Annotated in this window: 17 protein-coding genes and 2 pseudogenes; 12 read left to right on the forward strand and 7 right to left on the reverse strand. The window is 69.8% G+C overall.

Features of this window, described 5'->3' with window-relative positions; all coding sequences use genetic code 11:
* Window positions 1-12 precede the first annotated feature (12 nt).
* On the reverse strand, window positions 13-1,263 hold the full coding sequence (locus AB0F11_RS02015) for an MFS transporter (RefSeq protein ID WP_362167223.1): 1,251 nt from the start codon (window positions 1,261-1,263) through the stop codon (window positions 13-15).
* A gap of 469 nt (window positions 1,264-1,732) precedes the next feature.
* Here AB0F11_RS02015 and AB0F11_RS02020 point away from each other — a divergent pair, with 469 nt between their 5' ends.
* The 4 genes from AB0F11_RS02020 to AB0F11_RS02035 all read left to right on the forward strand — a co-directional run bounded on the left by AB0F11_RS02020 (window position 1,733) and on the right by AB0F11_RS02035 (window position 4,769).
* Complete coding sequence (locus AB0F11_RS02020) at window positions 1,733-2,440, forward strand: hypothetical protein (RefSeq protein ID WP_362167225.1); 708 nt, start codon at window positions 1,733-1,735, stop codon at window positions 2,438-2,440.
* 223 nt (window positions 2,441-2,663) lie between these two features.
* On the forward strand, window positions 2,664-3,632 hold the full coding sequence (locus AB0F11_RS02025; protein ID WP_362167227.1) for a hypothetical protein: 969 nt from the start codon (window positions 2,664-2,666) through the stop codon (window positions 3,630-3,632).
* A 337-nt stretch (window positions 3,633-3,969) separates the two neighbouring features.
* Window positions 3,970-4,347 (forward strand): hypothetical protein, encoded by a 378-nt coding sequence (locus AB0F11_RS02030; RefSeq protein WP_362167229.1) that lies wholly within the window; start codon window positions 3,970-3,972, stop codon window positions 4,345-4,347.
* Complete coding sequence (locus tag AB0F11_RS02035; protein WP_362167232.1) at window positions 4,305-4,769, forward strand: site-specific integrase; 465 nt, start codon at window positions 4,305-4,307, stop codon at window positions 4,767-4,769. The genes AB0F11_RS02030 and AB0F11_RS02035 overlap by 43 nt, the downstream gene beginning before the upstream one ends.
* Before the next feature lie 61 nt (window positions 4,770-4,830).
* On the opposite strand, the pseudogene murJ reads toward AB0F11_RS02035, so the two are convergent.
* The 3 genes and pseudogenes from murJ to AB0F11_RS02050 form a co-directional block, all read right to left on the reverse strand.
* Window positions 4,831-6,395, reverse strand: a pseudogene (gene murJ / locus AB0F11_RS02040) (murein biosynthesis integral membrane protein MurJ).
* Window positions 6,396-6,521: 126 nt separating this feature from the next.
* Window positions 6,522-7,208 carry a Tn3 family transposase gene (locus tag AB0F11_RS02045; protein WP_362167262.1) on the reverse strand — a complete coding sequence of 229 codons (687 nt, stop codon included), beginning with the start codon at window positions 7,206-7,208 and terminating at the stop codon, window positions 6,522-6,524.
* A 257-nt stretch (window positions 7,209-7,465) separates the two neighbouring features.
* Window positions 7,466-8,143, reverse strand: coding sequence for a hypothetical protein (locus AB0F11_RS02050; protein ID WP_362167234.1), 678 nt, complete (start codon window positions 8,141-8,143; stop codon window positions 7,466-7,468).
* Between the two features lie 527 nt (window positions 8,144-8,670).
* Between AB0F11_RS02050 and AB0F11_RS02055 the strand changes: the two genes are divergently transcribed.
* Window positions 8,671-8,901 carry a hypothetical protein gene (locus tag AB0F11_RS02055; RefSeq protein ID WP_362167236.1) on the forward strand — a complete coding sequence of 77 codons (231 nt, stop codon included), beginning with the start codon at window positions 8,671-8,673 and terminating at the stop codon, window positions 8,899-8,901.
* A 204-nt stretch (window positions 8,902-9,105) separates the two neighbouring features.
* Here AB0F11_RS02055 and AB0F11_RS02060 read toward each other — a convergent pair whose 3' ends face one another.
* Both AB0F11_RS02060 and hemC read right to left on the reverse strand, forming a co-directional pair.
* The gene (locus AB0F11_RS02060) at window positions 9,106-9,342 is read right to left on the reverse strand and encodes a hypothetical protein (protein WP_362167238.1); all 237 of its coding nucleotides are present in this window, start codon (window positions 9,340-9,342) and stop codon (window positions 9,106-9,108) included.
* A gap of 307 nt (window positions 9,343-9,649) precedes the next feature.
* Complete coding sequence (hemC, locus tag AB0F11_RS02065; protein WP_362167240.1) at window positions 9,650-10,585, reverse strand: hydroxymethylbilane synthase; 936 nt, start codon at window positions 10,583-10,585, stop codon at window positions 9,650-9,652.
* 195 nt (window positions 10,586-10,780) lie between these two features.
* On the opposite strand from hemC, the gene AB0F11_RS02070 reads away from it, so the two are divergent.
* The 7 genes and pseudogenes from AB0F11_RS02070 to dmpI all read left to right on the forward strand — a co-directional run bounded on the left by AB0F11_RS02070 (window position 10,781) and on the right by dmpI (window position 16,036).
* Window positions 10,781-11,356 carry a hypothetical protein gene (locus AB0F11_RS02070; RefSeq protein ID WP_362167265.1) on the forward strand — a complete coding sequence of 192 codons (576 nt, stop codon included), beginning with the start codon at window positions 10,781-10,783 and terminating at the stop codon, window positions 11,354-11,356.
* Between the two features lie 54 nt (window positions 11,357-11,410).
* Complete coding sequence (locus AB0F11_RS02075; protein WP_362167242.1) at window positions 11,411-12,733, forward strand: ABC transporter ATP-binding protein; 1,323 nt, start codon at window positions 11,411-11,413, stop codon at window positions 12,731-12,733.
* Window positions 12,734-12,802: 69 nt separating this feature from the next.
* Entirely contained in the window at window positions 12,803-13,036 is a 234-nt protein-coding gene (locus AB0F11_RS02080) for a hypothetical protein (RefSeq protein WP_362167244.1), read from the forward strand.
* 147 nt (window positions 13,037-13,183) lie between these two features.
* A complete protein-coding gene (locus AB0F11_RS02085; RefSeq protein WP_362167246.1) occupies window positions 13,184-13,456 on the forward strand; it encodes a LuxR C-terminal-related transcriptional regulator in 273 nt (90 codons plus the stop codon).
* Between the two features lie 1,136 nt (window positions 13,457-14,592).
* Window positions 14,593-14,718 (forward strand): annotated as a pseudogene (locus tag AB0F11_RS02090) (IS5/IS1182 family transposase); the annotation flags it as partial.
* A gap of 121 nt (window positions 14,719-14,839) precedes the next feature.
* Window positions 14,840-15,739 carry a LysR family transcriptional regulator gene (locus AB0F11_RS02095; protein WP_362167248.1) on the forward strand — a complete coding sequence of 300 codons (900 nt, stop codon included), beginning with the start codon at window positions 14,840-14,842 and terminating at the stop codon, window positions 15,737-15,739.
* 114 nt (window positions 15,740-15,853) lie between these two features.
* On the forward strand, window positions 15,854-16,036 hold the full coding sequence (dmpI, locus tag AB0F11_RS02100) for a 4-oxalocrotonate tautomerase DmpI (protein ID WP_042811709.1): 183 nt from the start codon (window positions 15,854-15,856) through the stop codon (window positions 16,034-16,036).
* A 399-nt stretch (window positions 16,037-16,435) separates the two neighbouring features.
* On the opposite strand, the gene AB0F11_RS02105 is transcribed toward dmpI, so the two are convergent.
* Entirely contained in the window at window positions 16,436-17,353 is a 918-nt protein-coding gene (locus AB0F11_RS02105) for a hypothetical protein (protein ID WP_362167250.1), read from the reverse strand.
* Window positions 17,354-17,725: the final 372 nt, after the last annotated feature.

A 17,725-nucleotide genomic window follows, 5' to 3' on the forward strand; every position in this document is an offset into this window, starting at 1 on the left:
CCTACTCCCTGGTCATCTCGTCGCTCCCGCAGCAACGCCCGGCTGCGGCCGGGTCCGCATACCCCAGCGGGCAAGAGATGGGCCGGCAGCACCCAGCATTGCGAAGAACAACGCCAGCAGCAGCCAGCCCGTCGTGCCGAGGCCTAGCACCACCGTGGTGAGGATCGCAGGGGCAAGAGCCTGGCCCGCGTTGAAGCCGAGGCCGAGGACACCTTGGTACTGGCCCTGGGCATGGTCGGGGGCAAGACCGAAACCCAGGGCGAAGCACGCCGAGGACTCCCAGACCTCTCCCAGGCTGTGGACGAAGATCGCCGCCAGGACCAGTCCTGCTGCCGCCCAGACAGGGGCGTACGCCGCCAGCGCCATCATCGGACAGCTGACGAGGAAGAGCAGCCCCGCAGTGCGAAACGCCCTGCCGCCGTCGTACGGGGTCTCGATACGGGAGCCGATCTTGGTCTGCATCAGTACGCAGAAGGCGGAATTGACTGCGAACAGCGCGGCCACCGTCCAATGCGGCGTTTCGGTGTGCTCGGAGATCCAGATCGGCAGGAGCAGGGAGACCACCGGGTACTGCAGTCCCATGGCCCCGTAGAGGGCGGTGAACGTCAGGAACGGACGGTCCGCGAAGACGAGCCAGCGCCGCTGCCGCGGCGGCGCTGCCAGCACCGGATAGCGGGGCAGCAGAAGCAGAAGCACCGCGCACAGGGCGAAGCTCGCCGCGTTGCCGAGAATCAGCGTGACATAGGCGCCGCGGGTGTCCGCGGCCAGCGCCAGCCCGGCACCCACCGTTCCCAGGACGACGCCCAGGTTGACGAAGGTGCGCAGCTTCGCCCGGAACATGGCCGGTCGCTCACCCCCGACCCGGGCCACCAGAGCCCCCCACGCCGCCCCTCCGACTGCCGCGGCGATCTGGTCGACCGTCGCGATGATCGTGAGCGCGGCCCAGCTCTCGACGAGGACGAGGGCCGCCATCGATACCGCCTGGACCGCGAGGGCCAGCATCATGATCACGCGTGCGCCGCGCCGGTCAGCGAGATGACCCCCAGGTATCCCCGCGCACAAGCCGATCACTCCGGCGATGGTGAGCGCGGCGCCGACCTGCACCGCAGGCAGGCCCACGACCAAGGTGAAATAGAGCGCCGACGCCGCGTTGAACAGACCATTGCCGACCCGGTTGACGAAACTGGCGGCGACCAGCACGCGCTCCGGCCCACTGTCCCCCGCCAGCCGGCCTATTCGACCTGCCAAACCGCCCTTGATCATGGACCGCAGGCTAACAGCGCCGCAGAACCCGCCGCAGTCGTACGAAGATCGCGTGCCCCAACGGCGACGCAGGCCCCGACGCGTGTTCCATCCCCTGAGGGCCGGTGTCGGCAAACGAACGAATGACGACAGGCGCGCCGGGCGTCCAATGAACCCAGACTTTCCGGGGCCCGACGGCGGCGCCGATCTATCAGATCCGATGGCTGATGATGACAGGGTTTGCTGACAGCCAGTGTCGAATGCGACCACCGAGAGCGGGGAGCGGCATGGCCAACCTGGTCTACAAACGGGTGTCGACGGGCCAGCAGTCGACCGACCGGCAAAACCTCGTCCTAACCGAGGCCGGGGATCGAAGACCCGGTCTTCTTCGAGGAACAGGCCGGCACCTCCAGCCGCCTCCACCCCCTTGAGCGGCCGAAGTTCGGCGAACTGCTCGCCTACGCCCGGCCGGGCGACACCGTGCACATCGATGTTCCGCCTCGTACGCGGCACCGGGCACATCCTCGACGTGCTCGACGTCCTCCACCGCGACCAGGTCGCGCTGCGCATCCACGACGGCGCGTTCTCCGCCATGGACCTCACCGCCCGCCACCCCCGCACCGGCGAACTGCTGTCCACCGTGAAGTTCATGGTGCAGACCCTCGCCGCCGCCGGCGAACTCCAGCGCGAGCTCACCTACGACGGACTGCGGGCCGCCGAGGCCAAGGGCAACAAGGGCGGGCGCCGCCCGGCCGTCCCGGCCGACAAGACCGACGCCGTGCGCACCGCGTACCTGGAGGCCGCTCCATCGCCGCTCTCGCCCGCGATCACGGCGTCAGCCGCGGCGCCATCCGCACCGCCGTCGCCGATCTCCTGCCCGAATACACGGCCGCCGGCCCAAGCGCCCCGGCCCCGGAGCTGTCGGTCGTCCTCGACATGCCCGGCAAGGTCGCCGACTTCCTCCGGGCCGCCGACCTGGAACCTGTCGAGCGCGTCGCGCTCGACCAAGGGGTGGCCGTACGACGCGGCCAGGGCTACACCCTGCGCGTCAGCGCCACCCCCGCGGTCCACCGCCAGCTCCTCATCCGCTTGCCAGTCCCTCGACGGCACCCCGGGCGCCCCAGCGATCCCAGCTCAGCGCAAGGCGCGCCGCGAGTACGAGAACCGCGTCGCCGCCCTCGCGAGCAACACCCTGTAGCGAGTCCTCCGGTCTGCAAGATCATCCCGTGGCGGGTTTCTGGCGTATCCGGGTCATGCCCCAGCTAGATCGCCCGCCCCGCCCCCCGCCGCCCTGGTTCCGGCGGGTCGCCGGGCAGGTCATGATCAGGTGTCCGAGGGTTCGAAGGTGGGGGTGTGCTGTGGAGGATCGGCGGAGCGATCCGACGTTTGCGATGTGCCGGGAAGTCGCGGGCGGGGCGGACTTGGCCTCGTTCGCGGGCGGCCCGTTCGACGTGCGAGCGGTGGTGGCCGGCATCCTGCCCGAGCTCCGACGCGACCTGCCCCTCGACGCCGTGGCGTGGGGCAATTTTCCCCACGGCCCCGATGCCCGAGAGGCCGTTGCCGCCCTCCGCGCCGACGGCGAACCGGGCATGGACGCGACGGGTGTGCTGTGGGGCCTGTGCGCCAACGACAGCCGGGCGGCCGCCGCCCTCGCCGTACCGTTCCTGATCCCCCTCGCCACCGACGCCCACCACCCACACCGTGCCGCCGCCCTCGACGTCCTTTCCGGCCCGGCCCGCGCCCGGTACTTCGGCGTCGCCTCCCGCGAGGAACTCCTCCTTCACCGCACAGATCCCGTACGTCACGCCCCCGACGGAGACGACGACTACGGCTACGAAGTAACCGCCTACCCGGCCGGCTGGTCGGTGGCCGCCGCCCGAGCCGCGATCACCGCGGACACGCCCACACTGCTGCCTCTCCTCGGCGACCCCGACCCTGCCGTCCGCCTTGACGCCGCCTACGTCCTGGCGACCGCCGCCGACCTCGACCACATCGTCCGGACCGCCCTGGCCACCGGGTTCGCGGCGGAGCGTGACGCCATGGTCCGCGCCGCCTTCGTCCTGGCCACCGCCGAGATCACCCGGGCCCACGCGCACTCGCCAACCGCGGCCTGGCTGCGAGAGCGCTGGCACGACCGGACGGAGGCCCCCGAAGTCCGCCTGGCAGCGGCGATCGGATGGCTCTGCCTCACCGACGACCCCGCCCCCGAGGAACTCCGCCGGACCGTCGACGCCCTCGCCGACGACGAACGCGCACACGCCATGGAGGCCCTGCCGTGGATGAGCGCCGCCTCCGGAACCAACGAACCGGGACTCCTGCGCTGCAAGCGCTGCATGCTCCAACCGGAGGCACCCGACCCGGAAACGGTCTTCTGGGACTCCCTGTTCTGAGCAACCGGGCTGCGGTTGTGCAACGGAGGCGTCCAGCGGGGCCAACTGCGGCGCACGGTCACACGAAGCGATCAGTTGTGATCAACTGCTGCGGTCCGCCGTGCGAGCTGGTGATCTGGTGCGGTGATTCTGAGGCTGCCGCCCAGGTCCGTTCCGACGTGTGCGTCCTGGACGAGTTGATGTCGCCGTAACGGGAGGCTGGATGAGGCCCGTACGTGGCTGGTCATGCGGGACAACTGGGGGAGCCGCTGGACAGCCGCCTGGCAGATCAACGGGTCGGAGGTCGTCGAAGTCCTCCGCGCGGATCTACCGGATCTCGCTCACGACGTGGGGATGGATGCTCGCTGGCGAGCCCGCCCCGACCGGCCCGGCCCGCCGGGGCGCGAAGCCGCCGGTCTTCCCGGTCGCCGCGATCGACGATCCGGTACTGCCGGAGGTGCTGGCCGAGCTGGCGGCGGCGCGGGCGGATGAAATGGACGCCGACACGGTCAACCGGGAGCTGTCCATCGCGCGCAAGGCGATCGGCTGGTGGCAGCGCCAGGGCTGGGCCGAGGGCGATCCGACGATCGGTATCGAGCGGCGGCCGGCACCCCCGGACCGCACCGAGGCCCTGGCCGAGAACCAGATCGCCACCTTGTGGCGCCTGGAGGTCGCCCTGCGGGAGAAGACCTTGTGGAAGATGCTCTACGAGTCCGCGGCCCGGTGCTGTGCCTGAACGTGGAGGACCTCTACCCGCAGGACAAGCGCGGGAAGATCGCCCGCCGCACCCGCGGCCCGCTGTTCCTCACCGACCGCAAGTCCCCGGCCGGGACGCCGACGCTCGACGTGTGCCCGGAGACCGGCCGGGCCCGGCTCCCCTACCGCCGGGCCGAGGAGATCTTCGAGGAGAACACCCGGCTGCTGGCCAATCCGCTGGCCTCACCCGACGACATCGAGGACCTGGACGGCTGGAAGCTCCACCGGCTCCGCCACAGTGCCCTCACACACGACGCCGAGGACGGTACGTCTACCCCGATGCTGCTGGCCCGCTCCCGCCACGCCTCCGTCCGCTCCCTGGAGCGGTACGCCCGCCCCGGCGTCGACGCGGTCGCCCGGCACGTCGCCGAGCGCGACCCCGCCGCACGTCGCCGTACGTGACACCCATGTTGGCGGCTGGGGCCGGCGTTCTTACCCGCCCCCTTCCATCGTTTGCCTGGGCTCAACGCATCCCGGGCAGGCGACGGAGCTCGGTGACTTTCAGCAACCGGGCAAGAAGGAGATACGCCAGGGCTGTCGCGAGCGCCCCGGCAGCCAAGGCGACAGCAGTAGGCCACGTTCCATCTCCCAGGCCAGCGCACGCACGCGCTGCGGCCCAGCCCAGCCCAGCAGCCGGGCACGCGGCGCACAGCAGCTTCACGTAGGTGCGGCGCAGACCTCCGTCGTCGATGCGACCCCCAAGCCTCCTGCGTAGCAGATGCGCGGTAAGTGCGAGACCGGCCACATAGGAGAGGGTGTAGGCCCCGGCCATGCCGACCACCGACCAGCGGGCGGGCAGGGCCACATGGCAGGCCGTGGCCAGGACGATGTTCACGCCTGCGATCCAGGCCGCCATGAAGAACGGGGTGCGGGTGTCCTCGAAGGCGTAGAAGCCGCGCAGCAGCAGGTACTGGGCGGAGAACGGGATGAGTCCGAGCCCGAACGCCTGCAGCATGTAGCCCAGTGGGCGGGCTGAGGCGGCATCGGCTGCTCCGTGGGCGAACAGCAGCGAAGAGATCTGGGGCCCCAAGGCGAGGAAGAGGAAGGCGGCGGGCACGATGACCACGCCGCTGATCCGCAGCGCCCGGGACAGGTCCGCGCGCAGATCCGGAATGCGGCCCTCGGCGACGGCCCGGCTCATGCGCGGCAGCAGCGCCGTCACCAGGGACACGGTCACGATCGACTGCGGCAACATCCAGATTGTCTGCGCGTAGGTGTAGGCGGAGTAACCCGCGCCGGCCTGTGGCAGCTCCTGGTCGGCGGCGTTGGCGTAGTTCGTGACCACCGTCAGGGAGACCTGGTTGGCCAGGACGAACAGCAGCGTCCACTTCGCTGCGTGCACGCTCTTGCCCAGGCCGGTGCCCCGCCAGTCGAACCGCGGCCGGAACGGAAACCGGCCGCCCGGGCGAACGGGATCAGAGCCAGGGCCTGGACGGCGATGCCCGCGGTCGTCCCGATCCCCAGCAGCCGCACCTGGGCGGCGGTGATGTCCTCCACCCGGTCGGGCACCGTCATCAGCCCCAGATAGACGGCGAACATGCCGACCAGCACGACGTTGTTCAGCACCGGGGTCCACATCATTGCGCCGAACTTCTCACGCGCGTTCAGCACCTGCCCGTAGATGCTGAACAGGCCATAGAAGAAGATCTGCGGCAGCAGGAACCGCGCGAACGTCACCGTCAGCTCGAACGCCTCGTGACTGTCCGGGGTGTCCCGCATGTACAGGCCCACGATCTGCGGCGCTGCCCATACCGCCAGCGCCGTCCCCAAGCCCAACACGCACCCCACGAGCGTGACCAGCCGCTGCTCGTAGGCCCGCCCGCCATCGGGTTCCGTGGCCCGGGCCCGCACCAGCTGCGGCACCAGCACAGCATTGAGCGCGCCGCCGATCAGCAGCGTGTACAGGCTCGTCGGCACGGTGTTCGCCGTGTTGTACGTACTGGCCAGCAGGCCCGTTCCCAGCGCCGCGGCCTGCAGCACCTGACGGATCAGCCCCGTCGCCCGCGACACCACCGTGCCAACAGCCATCAACAAAGACGAACGAGCCAGCCCGCCTTTGTCCTTATTCCGCCGGGCGGCACGCCGCCCCCTTGTCTGCTGCTCCTGCGGCATGGTCTGCGCCGCGGAGTTCGCCCCCTCCACCATGCCGTCAACCTATGCCCCAAGATCCCACGCCCCCAATTCGCGCGCCTCACTGCTCGCGCGGTCCCGGCACGCGTCCGTCCGCTCCCTGGAGCGGCACCCGCCCGGCCCGCTCACGCGGGGGCCGTCGCGCTCCCCCTCTCGGGACGGCGCGGGCCGGGAACCGCCTTGGCCGTGGTGGCCAGGTCCAGCTCCAGGCGGCTGTTCATGTCCAGCTCGAACCTGCCGTAGGGGTTCACGTTGCGTCCAGAACAGCGGGGACAGGGCCCGCCGGTCGGCGTCGGTGAGTGTGTCGGCCCGCTTCGGGTCGGCAAGGACCTGCTGCATCAGCACCGTGTTGACGTGCACGAGAGCGGACTGGAGCAGATGCAGGGCGAGCATGGACACCTCCTGGGATTCCTTGTCCGCACCTGCCAGGTCGCCGTCCTTGCCGTAGAAGAGGTCCTTGTTCGCGCTGTTCCAGTTCTCCACGACCTGCAAGCCCTCGTGGATCTCCTGCCGCAGCTCGACGTCGGCGAGGTAGCCGCACACGAACGCCGTACGCACCGCCCGCCCGAGTTCCTCGATCGCCTGGTAGGTGGGGTGTTTGGGGCCGCCGCGGGTGAAGCGGCGCAGGACCTGCTCGGCCTCGGCGGTTCTGCAACAGCACGTGCCGGGTGCGAGCCCTGCGCCAGAAGGAGCGCGACAAGATCGGCACAGAGGGACTGCGGCAACAGGCTCGAGAAGCCGTCGAGGCGCTGGATCCGCTGGCCGCCGGTGAGCTGCGGGAGGTGACCCGGCATGCCCGGACCGCCCGGACGGCTCTGAATGCGATGTACGGCGCCATGGGCGTCGCCTCGGTGGACCGGCGTCTGGACCTGGTCTCGGCGCGGCCGGCGGCCGTCACCCCGGAGAGCGCAGAACGGATCGTCACACCCGGGCCGGTGACGGAAACAGCTTCCCCGGCGGCGCCATCGTCACGGAAGGCTGGGGTGACCTGCGTGGACCGTGGCGTGCCGGGGCTCGGACGCGGTTGGCGAACCGTTCGCTCCGCCAGGGAGAGTCCGCCTTCTCCTCCGGCAGCGCCGGAGGTTCGGCCTTCGCCTCGGGATCGGGGACCAGGTCTCCGGCAACGGGATGTTGTATGGCAGCCGGTCCTGGTCGTCGCGTTGGCGCAGGTCGTAGTCGCATTCGGCGCACAGCAAACGTGCGGCCCGCGCCTGCTTCTGCGTCCAGGCCGGCCAGTCCGCCGCCAAGGCGAAGCCCGTCACCGCCATGCCCTCGGCCTTCGGTTGGAAAATCGTGAAGCCCCAGCCCGGACAATCGTCTGGGATGTTGTCGATGGAGTCTTTCAGCGAGGGCATCCAGCGCACCAGGTACGTCAGGTTGTTCCGGGCGATCCGAACCTTCTCGCCACGGCGCAGTTGGGTGCTGCGGGAGTTGGCCAGAGGCAAACGGCAGGCCGTCACGATCGTGTACGGCACCTCCAGCAGCTCCAGGTCCCGGCCGATCTCGGCGGCGGTGGCCTTCCACTCCCCGCAGCCGGTCTCGCGCCCCAGCGCGAGACCGTCGCCGTTCAGCACGCCGGACACCCTCCCCGTGCTGATGACGCGCCGCTGCCCGGCCCGCACTTCCGGGAGAACTGCTTCCGCCATCTGATCATCCTCATCTCGTCACAGCGCCACGGGCGGGCACCGTCCTCTCGTCCACGACCGGCGGTGCCGGTCCGTCCGATGCGACTTTTCACCGCCCCGTTCGCCCTGGTCCTGGACCAGTAGCGTCGCAGGAAGGCGTCACCGCGTGATGGCTGCTGAACGGGAACGCTTCCTCCATGCCCGGGTGCGGCACTGGGGCGAGCAGTAGCGGCTGTCCGAGCGTTTGCGGTGCCGAGCGCGGTGTCGCTGGCGTACCAGGTCGCGCCGCACTCCGGGCACTGGAACCGGGGCCAGGGGTGATGGCGGCCTTCCATCAGGGCCCGCAGTGCCTCGCCGCCGGCGTCGATCACCCCCTTGCCCGTGGATTGCCGTCCGCGCTCGCCGAGTCGGCCGCTGGCGCCACTGCGGGCTGGAGCCGGTCGGACGAATCATCGGTCCGGCCACCGCTGTCGAAATTCCCGCCCGCAGCCATGTATGGCAGCAGGCCTGGCGGTCCGGTGTGCATGGAATGCGGGTATGTACGGTCCATGACATCGAAATTCCGCACGAAGGACGGCGGCGAAGTCCGCGTCGGAGACAAGGTGTGGGCCCGGGTCTGGCAGGAGAGCGACAACAACCCCTGGCTCATAACCCAGCACCCACTCGACAAGACCCACCTCATCCTCAAGGAGATCGGCGGCACCGAGGAACGCGTCCACCACCCGGACGACCTCGCCCTCTACTACTACGCCAACCGTCAACCGCCCAGTGGCGGTTGAGGTGAGCCTCCCCTCAACCGAGCGCCGCAAGCCTCATCCCAGTGCCGCGATTTGTCCATGAGCTGTAGGACGAACATCACCCCGCCGGCAACCCAACCGAATACTCCGCGGCCGACCTGGAGCGGTACGCCTGCGCCTGCGGATTATCTGGCCAGAAGGAATACCCAGAGACGGCTCGGTGCACGGGCCCTGGCGGGGAGGGTGTCAGCCGCCAGCCGGGTAGCTGAAGAGCCGGTTGTCGTCCAGGACCAGCCCGGCGAAAGCGTTGACGAGAAGTGGCGCGGCCTCCGGCTTGGTGGGCATGTCGGCGCCGGTCCGCGCGTCCAGGGCCACAGGACCGCCTGCCCCCCGGCCATGCCAGACTGCGGTCACGGTCGGGGGCCTGCGGCCCTCATCGCCGTCCTTGAGCGCCCACAGCAGCTTGCCGGTGCCCGCGTCCACCCCGACGACCGCGAAGCCATTCGTACACCAGCGTCGAGACCTGGTCGTAGTCGCAGCTCATCGCCCCCATATTCGGGGGCATGTCGGCGCGGACGCGCCCGCTGGTGACGTCCAGCAGCCGGTCGCCCGTGTAGGCGGACTGTCGTCCTCCGACTCGGACCGTGCCGGGGCCGGGACCGTTCATGACCGCGGCGTAGGTCTTCCCACGGGAGATGGTCGGCGAGGGCGCGGACATGCTCCTCACCGAGCCCGCCCGCCACACGGTGCCGGATCATCACCTACGGCACGCTCGACATCGCCCGCCGTCTCAGGGCTTCCTGATCTCCGCGAGGATGGCGGCCGCGCCCTGGGCCTGGAGGTGGGCGGCCAGGCACGCGCCGAGCTTCTCCGGGTCATCCGCCGGACCGGCCCCGGTCGCGGTCACCTGCTTCGCCCCGTCCAGCGAGGTGACGGCCGCCGACAGGTGCAGCAGCCCGTCCTGCGCGATCCGCCCCCACGCCCCGACCGGCACGGAACACCCGCCGTGCAGCTCGGCCAGCAGCGCCCGCTCGACCCGCACGCACCTGTCCACTCCAAGATCGCCGGTCCCGGCCAGAAGCCGGGCCGCGTCGGAGTCGGCGCGGACCTGGATGCCGAGCGCGCCCTGGCCGGGCGACGGCAAAAACAGCTCTGGATCGAGGACCTGGTGAATCTCAGGCATCAGCCCGAGCCGGTTCAGGCCGGCAGCGGCCAGCACCACCGCGTCCAGCCGGTCACGGCCCCTGGTCCGGGCGAGACGGCCGGGGACGTTACCGCGGATCGGCACCACGTTGAGGTCCGGGCGCAGTGCGAGGAGCTGGGCGACCCGGCGGGGGGCACCGGTGCCGACTCGTGCCCCCTGGGGGAGTTCCTCCAGCATGGCGCCGCACAGCACGTCCCGTACATCCTCGCGGGGGCCCGGGGTGGTCAGCAGCACGGTGCTCTCGTGCACGGTGGTGGGGAGGTCCTTGAGGGAGTGCACGATGACGTCCACCTGGCCGGTCACCAGGGCCCGCTCCTGGTTGGTGGAGAAAGCCGAGCCGCCGGCCGTTCTGGCGACCTCCGCGAGGGTCGGCGTGATCCGGTCCTGGTCGCCGCCCTCCAGGATGACCTCCCGCTTGAACCGGACATCGGGGAACCGCGGTGCCAGGGGCGTCAGCCACTCGGTGACCTGCGTCCTGGCCAGCTTGCTCGCTCTCGAACCGATCGTCACGGCGCTGCTCATGTGCCAACTCCTCGCATTCGCAGGCAAGTTGCCTCGCAATCCTACTTGCACCAGAACAGTGCAGATTCCGACAGATTGTCACCGTGAAGGGAACGCTGGTGTCCCGTCTCCGAATCGGCGCCCGCGCCTCGCTGATGTCCCTCACCCAGACCGCACCCCTGCTGTCCGCGCCATCCCCCCACCCCCACCGTCCTGATCCCGTTCCACAGGGCCGGCGGCGACCGGGAAGGAACGGCGCGGGCCGCGCTGGAGGCCGACGGAGTGTTCACCGACGAGATCGAAGCGGCACTACTGGCCGGTGAGATCGACATCACGGTGCACTGCCTCAAGGACACCCCCACCCACGACACCCCGGGGCTGGTCCTGGCCGCCTTCCGACCGCGGGGAGACCTGCGTGACGCCCTGGTGCACCGCGACCCGCACATGATCCTGGACGGCCTTCCCGAGGGCGCCCGCATCGGCACCGCCGCGGTGCGGCGGCAGGCATACCTGCGCCGTCTGCGACCGGATGTACAGGTCGTACCCCTGCGCGGACCGGCGGACGAGAGGCTGGCCGCCCTGGACAGCGGGGCGGTCGACGGCTTGATCCTTGGAGCCTCCGGGCTGGACCGGCTCGGCCTGGCCCACCGCACCAGCCAGGCCTTCGCCCTGGGGTTGAACGTCGCCGTGCACCCCGGGGGTGGCTGGGCGCGGCGCCGGCGCACGCGCCCTCCCTCGCGCCGATCACCGACGCGGTGCGCAAGGAGTTCCGTTCCGGACGCCGCCACGTGACGAACCTCCTCTCTCCTTGGGAGGAGCACCCCGACCCGGCCGCCCTGGCCCACCGTGGTGTACTGGTACCGCTGGGCTGCTGATCCTCGCCTCCCGATCCCGTCGATCCTCGCCTCGGTGATCTACGGCCGGCGCGGGTACCAGGTCGAGCGGGACCGCACGGCAAAGCGCCGGATGATGCACTACCTCCAGCAGCTGACCACGACCGACCGCGCCTTCAAGGAGGTGCGGCTGTTCAACCTGGGCGGGGAGTTCGTCAGCCGGTACCAGGCGCTCACCCGGGAGTTCTACGACACCGACCGCACCCTGGCCAGGAAGCAGGCCTTCGCCGCGTTCCCCCTGGGCCTGCTGAGCGTGCTCGTGTCCTCCGGAGCCCTGCTGTTCGCCCTGCTGAGCACCACCTCGGCGGCGACCGTGGGCCGGCTGGCCGCGTACACCCAGGCGATCAACGTCGTGCAGTCCTCCGCGCACAGCGTCCTGTTCGGCATCGGCGAGCTCTACCGGAACATCCTGTTCGTGGGGAACATCTTCGAGTACCTAGACCTTCCTGAATCCCGGATCAAGGGCGGCAACCGGCCGTTCCCCTCCCCACTCCGTGAGGGCATCGAGTTCCGGGACGTCACCTTCGTGTATCCCGGCACCGAGAAGGTCGTCCTCGACGGACTCTCCTGCTTCCTCCCGGCTGGCCGCTGCGCGGCCGTGGTCGGCCACAACGGTGCCGGCAAGACCACACTGGTCAAGCTTCTGGCCCGGCTCTACGAACCCACCTCCGGCGAGATCTACATCGACGGCGTCCCCTTGCGTGACTACGACCTGGCCGACCTTCGGGACAACATCGGGGTGATCTTCCAGGACTTCATGCAGTACGAGATGCCGGCCGCGGAGAACATCGGCTTCGGCAAGATCTCGCGGCTCGCGGACGGGCAGCGCATCCGCCGGGCCGCCGAGGAGAGCGGAGCGGACCCGTTCCTCGACAAGTTGCCCCAGGGGTACGACACCCCGCTGGGGCGCATGTTCGAGGGCGGCCACCAACTGTCGATCGGACAGTGGCAGAAGGTCGCCCTGGCCCGCGCTTTCATGCGCAAGGCTCCGCTGGTGGTGCTGGACGAACCGACGGCGTCGATCGACGCGGAGGCCGAGGCCGAGGTCTTCGGACGACTGGGGGAGATCGCCTCCGGGGCGACGGCCATCCTCATCGCCCACCGCTTCTCGACCGTCCGCATGGCCGACGAGATCCTCGTCCTTGAGGGTGGGCGGCTCAGCGAACACGGCAGCCACCGCGAGCTGATGGAGGCGGACGGGACCTACGCGCGCCTCTTCACGCTGCAGGCGTCCGGGTACCTCGACCCGGAGGACGCGCCCGGCGGGACCCCATGACCCCGGCCCCCACGGCGGGATGGCCGAAAAGTTACGAGGTGGGTGAGTTGCGGAGGTAAAAATATGATCATGAATGCACCAGAACCTGACCAGCCGCACCGGTCGCCCGCGTTCTACCTCGCGGCAGGCATTGCAGCCGGTGTCCTCGGAATCGTCCTCGTGGTCATCACCACGTGGGGCCTGCTCCCCATCGCGGGCGACAACACGCTCCTGAGGCACGGGCCGCAGCTGGCCGGCATCGCCCTGATCGTCCAGGGCGCCTACTGGGTCGCCAAGTCCCGGTCCCGCGAGGACACGTCCTGACCGGCGCACCGGACACCGGCACCGGACCGGCACGCCACTGACCAGGCGTCCCTCGTCCGGCACACCGCACCGAACCGAGCCCTCGGCTCGCCAGTCCCCAGGGGCAGAACCGCCAGATCCCCGCCCCTGGCGTACGACAGGGGGAACATGCACACCGAAGACCGCCCCACACCCAGCTGGATGGCCGCCGTCGCCAAGGTCGGACGCCTCACCACTCGCGAGCAGGAGGTCTTCCTCCTCCTCGCTGACGGCCCCACCAACGGCGAGATCGCCGACAGCCTCTTTATCACCGAACGCACCGTCCGTGCCCACATTGTGAGTATCCTCGCCAAGCTGGGCCTGTGCTCACGGCTCAAGGCCTGCCTGGCCGCCGCGGCCTACACCCAAACCACTACCCCCACCCTCGCGGAAGCCGGCTGACCGCCGGCGCCCCGCTCCCGTTAGCGGCCTGAGCCGCCCGGGCGCTCAGGCCCCTGACACGCACAGCAGGGCCCCCTCGCCCGGGCTGCCGGGCGCCGAGACGAAAAGCCCGGACCGGACCGCCGAAGCGGCTGCTTTTTCCGCCGTTCTGCGCCTGTGATAATGGGAACCTCAGACGCAACTGCCGCCCGCAGAGAAGCCGCTCACGGCGACAGCCGCCTACCGGGAGCCCCTTTGAGCCGCGGGACAGTGACGGAACGGCCCCGGCCGCGGACGCCCTCTCCGGCGACCCATGGGCAGTGGTAACGGCGCTCATGCCCGCCACGACTCGGCCACCGCCCCACCGGCATCGACTGCGCCCCAGCGTCCTCGCGGCTGCAGACGGCTCCGCGTCCGGTAGCGGCTTCTTCTTCGGCATGTCCTCCATCATGGACATCCCTCCCCGGGAACGACCTCGGATCTCGGATGTCCGTGCGCCGGGTTAGAGCCGCGGGCTCCGCAGCGGCGGCTCCGCCCCACCCCAGCAGAGGCGTAAGGGTCCGCGCCACCCGAGTACGCAGGCGATCCCGGCATCAGGCAGGTCAAACTCCTCTCGCAGCCACCCGTCCATGGAGAGGGCAGCAACCTCCGGCCGGTAGTCGGTCAACGGGAAGTCGAGAGAGGATCTCCAGGCAAATGCCCTTCGGATACCTGGCGCACAGCTCCTCGGCACGGAGTGCGACTGTGGCGGGCCATTGATGTAGTGCTTGTGCTGGTCTTCTGACCTGGGTGTGTGCAGGTTGGTTGTTGTGCTGTCGGGGCCGGCCTACAGGGCCTGGCGGGCTCCGGTCTTGGCCGTTGGCCTGGTGTTTTCTCAGGTTGGCTGAGTTTTCCAGGTGTGCGCGGTTGTACCGATTTTTTGTGCAGGTGTAATGGCCGGTCTATAGGGAGCGGCGTCCGGGGTGTTGCTGCCTGGTGTGGATCCAGGCCTGGAGCAGGTCGTCGGGTGGGAGTACGAGCTGGTCCAGGCCGAGGATGCTTGCGGTGTGGTCGAGGAAGCCGTGGCCGGTCTGGCTTCCGGGTGTGCGTGTGAGGTGTCGGGCGAGTGCGACGGTCTCGGGGTAGGTGACGAGTTCACGTGCGGTGCGGGTCCAGGCACCGTCGAGCGGTGCATCAACCGTCTCAAGCAGTGGCGCGGCCTGGCCACACGGACCGACAAACTCGCCATCGCCTACCAGGCCGCACTCCACCTCGCCGGCATCCTCATCTGGACCCGGCGCTGACCAAAGAGACAGAAGCTAGGGCGTCCCCGGGTGGTGGGAGCGGCCCGGCCCGGCCGTACGCTGCCAGGGGGCCTTCGCGGGCCGCCGCAGATCGGGACAGGGACCGGAACTGGGGGATCACATGGAGCTGCGCCAGTTGCGGTGCTTCGTCGCCGTCGCGGAGGAGTTGCACTTCGGACGGGCCGCCGACCGGTTGATGCTCGGCCAGCCGGCGGTGAGCCAGCAGGTGCGCCGGCTGGAGCGGGAGTTGAAGGTGGAGCTGTTCGACCGCTCGCCGCGGTACGTCCGGCTCACCGCGGCCGGCGAACGGTTCCTGCCGGCCGCCCGGGAGGTGCTGGCTGCCGAGCGCGCCGCCTCGGCGGTGGCCGCCGAACTGGCCGCTCCCGGCGCCCGGGCGTTCGGGCTTGGTACCATCACCGGGCTCGGCGAGCGGCTCGACCGGATCCTCGACGCCTACCAACGGCACGCGCCCGAGGTCCGCGTGGAACTGTACTCGGCTCCGGTGCAGGAGCGGCTCGCCAGGCTCACGGACGGCCGCCTTGACGCGGCCTTCGTCCGCGGCGAGATTCCCGCGGGCACCGACGACGTGCGCTTCCTGCCGCTGACGGCCGACGAGTTGGTGGTCGCGCTGCCCGCCCGTCACCCGCTCGCGGAGCGTTCCGAGCTCGATCTGGCGGACCTCGCCGAACTGCCGCTGCGGCTCACCGAGCGCCGCAACCATCCGGCGCTGGTGGACCTGGTGCTCACCGCCTGCCACCGGGCCGGCTTCCAGCCCGTCCCCGGCCTGGCGTCCAGTACCCTGCAGGACACGCTCGCCGCGATCGGCACCGGTACCCCGATGTGGACGGTGGTCTACGCGGCCAACGCCCGCCTGACCAGCCATCCGCGGATCGCCTTCCGGCCGCTGCGGGACCAGGTGCTGGCCCTGCCGGTGGCGCTCGGGGTGCGCCGCACCGTGCCGCACCCGGAGCTGCTGGTCGCGGCCTGCCGGGGGCGGGCCGCGCACGATCACGAATCGTGATCGCTGCCAGAGCGAAGCTCGTCTGGTTCGCCGCCAGGCTCTGCGGTGGACTGTTCTCAGAGCGCAGGCCGGACATCAGGAGCCGGATAGCGTAACCACTTTGAGGAGCAGACCATGCCGATCGTCACCGTCCAGCAGGGCCCCCGCAGCATCGAGCTCAAGCGCGAGCTGGTCGCGCGGATAACCGACGCCTTCGTGGACACCCTGCAGCTGCCTGCCGAGACCGTCCAGGTCTGGATCCACGAGGTCCCCGCCGACAGCTGGGCCGCCGCAGGCAAGCTCACCGCCGACCGGTAGCGGCCGCGCGGACGCCCCACAACGCAACCAACTTCACCAGATCCGCTTGGTGCCGCCTCCCGCCCCCTCGTGGTCATCATCCCCGCAACCGCAGATCGTGTCGCTGGTCAGTGAATCTGTGCAGTCGTCATGTCTCTGACCCGGCGTTGTGCAGGTTGGTGAACACTGCGCAGTTTCACTGATCCGTGATAGCGACAACTGGGGGGCACCCACTTGCCGCAGGCGTCTATGCCAGGGTCTATCCGGGTTCAAAATGAAGCATGGGAAGGGTCAGGCTCGGCTTTTGCTGAGCCTGACCGGGCGTAGCGAGGCGGGTCGCTGCGCCGCGCGGCGGAACCTGCTCCGTTCGGCTGTGGGCGGAGAGGTGCGGCCGGCTCCCGTGGGGCGAGTGCTGGTGGTTCAGGCTTCGATGCGTGTCCATGTGTCGCCGCCGCGGAGCCATAGGGTGCCGTCGCGGCCTTGTGCGCAGCGCATGACTACCGGCCCTGGGAGGTGCAGTTTCTCCTGGGTGGTGATTACCCAGGTGTTGTCGATGAGCTCTGCGCGGCTCAGGTCGACGTTGGGGCGGTTGTGGGTCCGGTGGGTGAGGATCATGCGGGTGCCGCGGACCGCGATGCCGTCGGTGTCCTTGAGGGGGTTGCGGTAGTTGGTGATGTCTTCGGTGGTGGGATCGACCCGGGACAGGAAGGCGCCTTCGTGGCTGTACCAGGCGAGCCAGACCGTAGCCTCTTCGGTTGCGGCCGCGCTTCCGCCGAGGGGCCATGAGGGGAGCCGTCCTTGGGGACTCCAGGTGTGGGTACCGTCGGTGTTCCAGCGGGCCAGTCCGGCGCTGGTCTCTGGGTGGTCGCCGTAGATGCCCTCGTCGCCGTACGAGGTCCAGATGTCGCTGTTGCGGTCGCTGATGATGTAGTCGATGTCATCGCCGATGCAGAAGTGACTCACCGGGTGTCCCCCGGGGGAGTACACCACGGCGTTCCTCTCCCAGGTCCCGTCTTGGTCTCGACGTATACGGCCTGACGCCAGTAGAAACCGTGACCACGAGAGCAGTGCCAGGTGGCTGGTCCACGCGGGGATGCGGGTTATGGGTGTCCGGCGTTCGACTCCGTCCGAGACCACGACGAGGATGCCGTCACACGGAGCTGGCACACTCCATCCGACCCATCCCTTGATATGCGGGGAACGATCAAGGTTCTGCTCCTGGACCAGCATCACGGCGAGTTCGCTGTTCGGCCCGACGGTCCAGCACAGGGCCCGCCATCCGGCTTGGGCATCCTCGGGGGGCAGGCTCCACAGGAGGGGGAGTTCGCCAAGATTCATCGGCATTCACCTTTTGGACTCCAGGCCTGAACAGAGCCCGAAGAGGTCTACGTTACCGGGCGGCGGTCCACAGAGTTTCGACGGGCCCTTAGCCGGGTGTGCACTCAGCAGCCCCAGCACTAAATGGTCGCCTGCTGGCGCCCGCAGAGCGGCCTGGTTCTGGAGGCGAAGCCGGAAGAACCCGGGTGGGGGAGCGGAGCGGACCCGCCCAAGGGGCGGCAGGCCCGGGCCCCGTGAAACGGGGTCACCCAGGCCTGCGGAGCAGGCTGTTTGGATGGAGCGAAGCGGAATCCAAACCTGTCCGCAGCAAAGCGGAGGACTCCGGCCGAAGGCCGGCTTTTGCTTGGCGAAGCCAAGCCTCGCCAAGCGAAG

It is taken from the genome of Streptomyces sp. NPDC032472, from assembly GCF_040636955.1.
Classification (GTDB): Bacteria; Actinomycetota; Actinomycetes; order Streptomycetales; family Streptomycetaceae; genus Streptomyces.

Bases quoted from the DNA above. Each gene is read 5' to 3' on its own strand.
- hemC (WP_362167240.1), bottom strand. From the start codon at position 10,585: ATGAGCAGCGCCGTGACGATCGGTTCGAGAGCGAGCAAGCTGGCCAGG.
- AB0F11_RS02020 (WP_362167225.1), top strand. From the start codon at position 1,733: ATGTTCCGCCTCGTACGCGGCACCGGGCACATCCTCGACGTGCTCGAC.
- AB0F11_RS02050 (WP_362167234.1), bottom strand. From the start codon at position 8,143: ATGGCGGAAGCAGTTCTCCCGGAAGTGCGGGCCGGGCAGCGGCGCGTC.
- AB0F11_RS02105 (WP_362167250.1), bottom strand. From the start codon at position 17,353: ATGAATCTTGGCGAACTCCCCCTCCTGTGGAGCCTGCCCCCCGAGGAT.
- AB0F11_RS02030 (WP_362167229.1), top strand. From the start codon at position 3,970: ATGCTCGCTGGCGAGCCCGCCCCGACCGGCCCGGCCCGCCGGGGCGCG.
- AB0F11_RS02095 (WP_362167248.1), top strand. From the start codon at position 14,840: ATGGAGCTGCGCCAGTTGCGGTGCTTCGTCGCCGTCGCGGAGGAGTTG.
- AB0F11_RS02085 (WP_362167246.1), top strand. From the start codon at position 13,184: ATGCACACCGAAGACCGCCCCACACCCAGCTGGATGGCCGCCGTCGCC.
- AB0F11_RS02080 (WP_362167244.1), top strand. From the start codon at position 12,803: ATGAATGCACCAGAACCTGACCAGCCGCACCGGTCGCCCGCGTTCTAC.
- dmpI (WP_042811709.1), top strand. From the start codon at position 15,854: ATGCCGATCGTCACCGTCCAGCAGGGCCCCCGCAGCATCGAGCTCAAG.
- AB0F11_RS02055 (WP_362167236.1), top strand. From the start codon at position 8,671: ATGACATCGAAATTCCGCACGAAGGACGGCGGCGAAGTCCGCGTCGGA.
- AB0F11_RS02015 (WP_362167223.1), bottom strand. From the start codon at position 1,263: ATGATCAAGGGCGGTTTGGCAGGTCGAATAGGCCGGCTGGCGGGGGAC.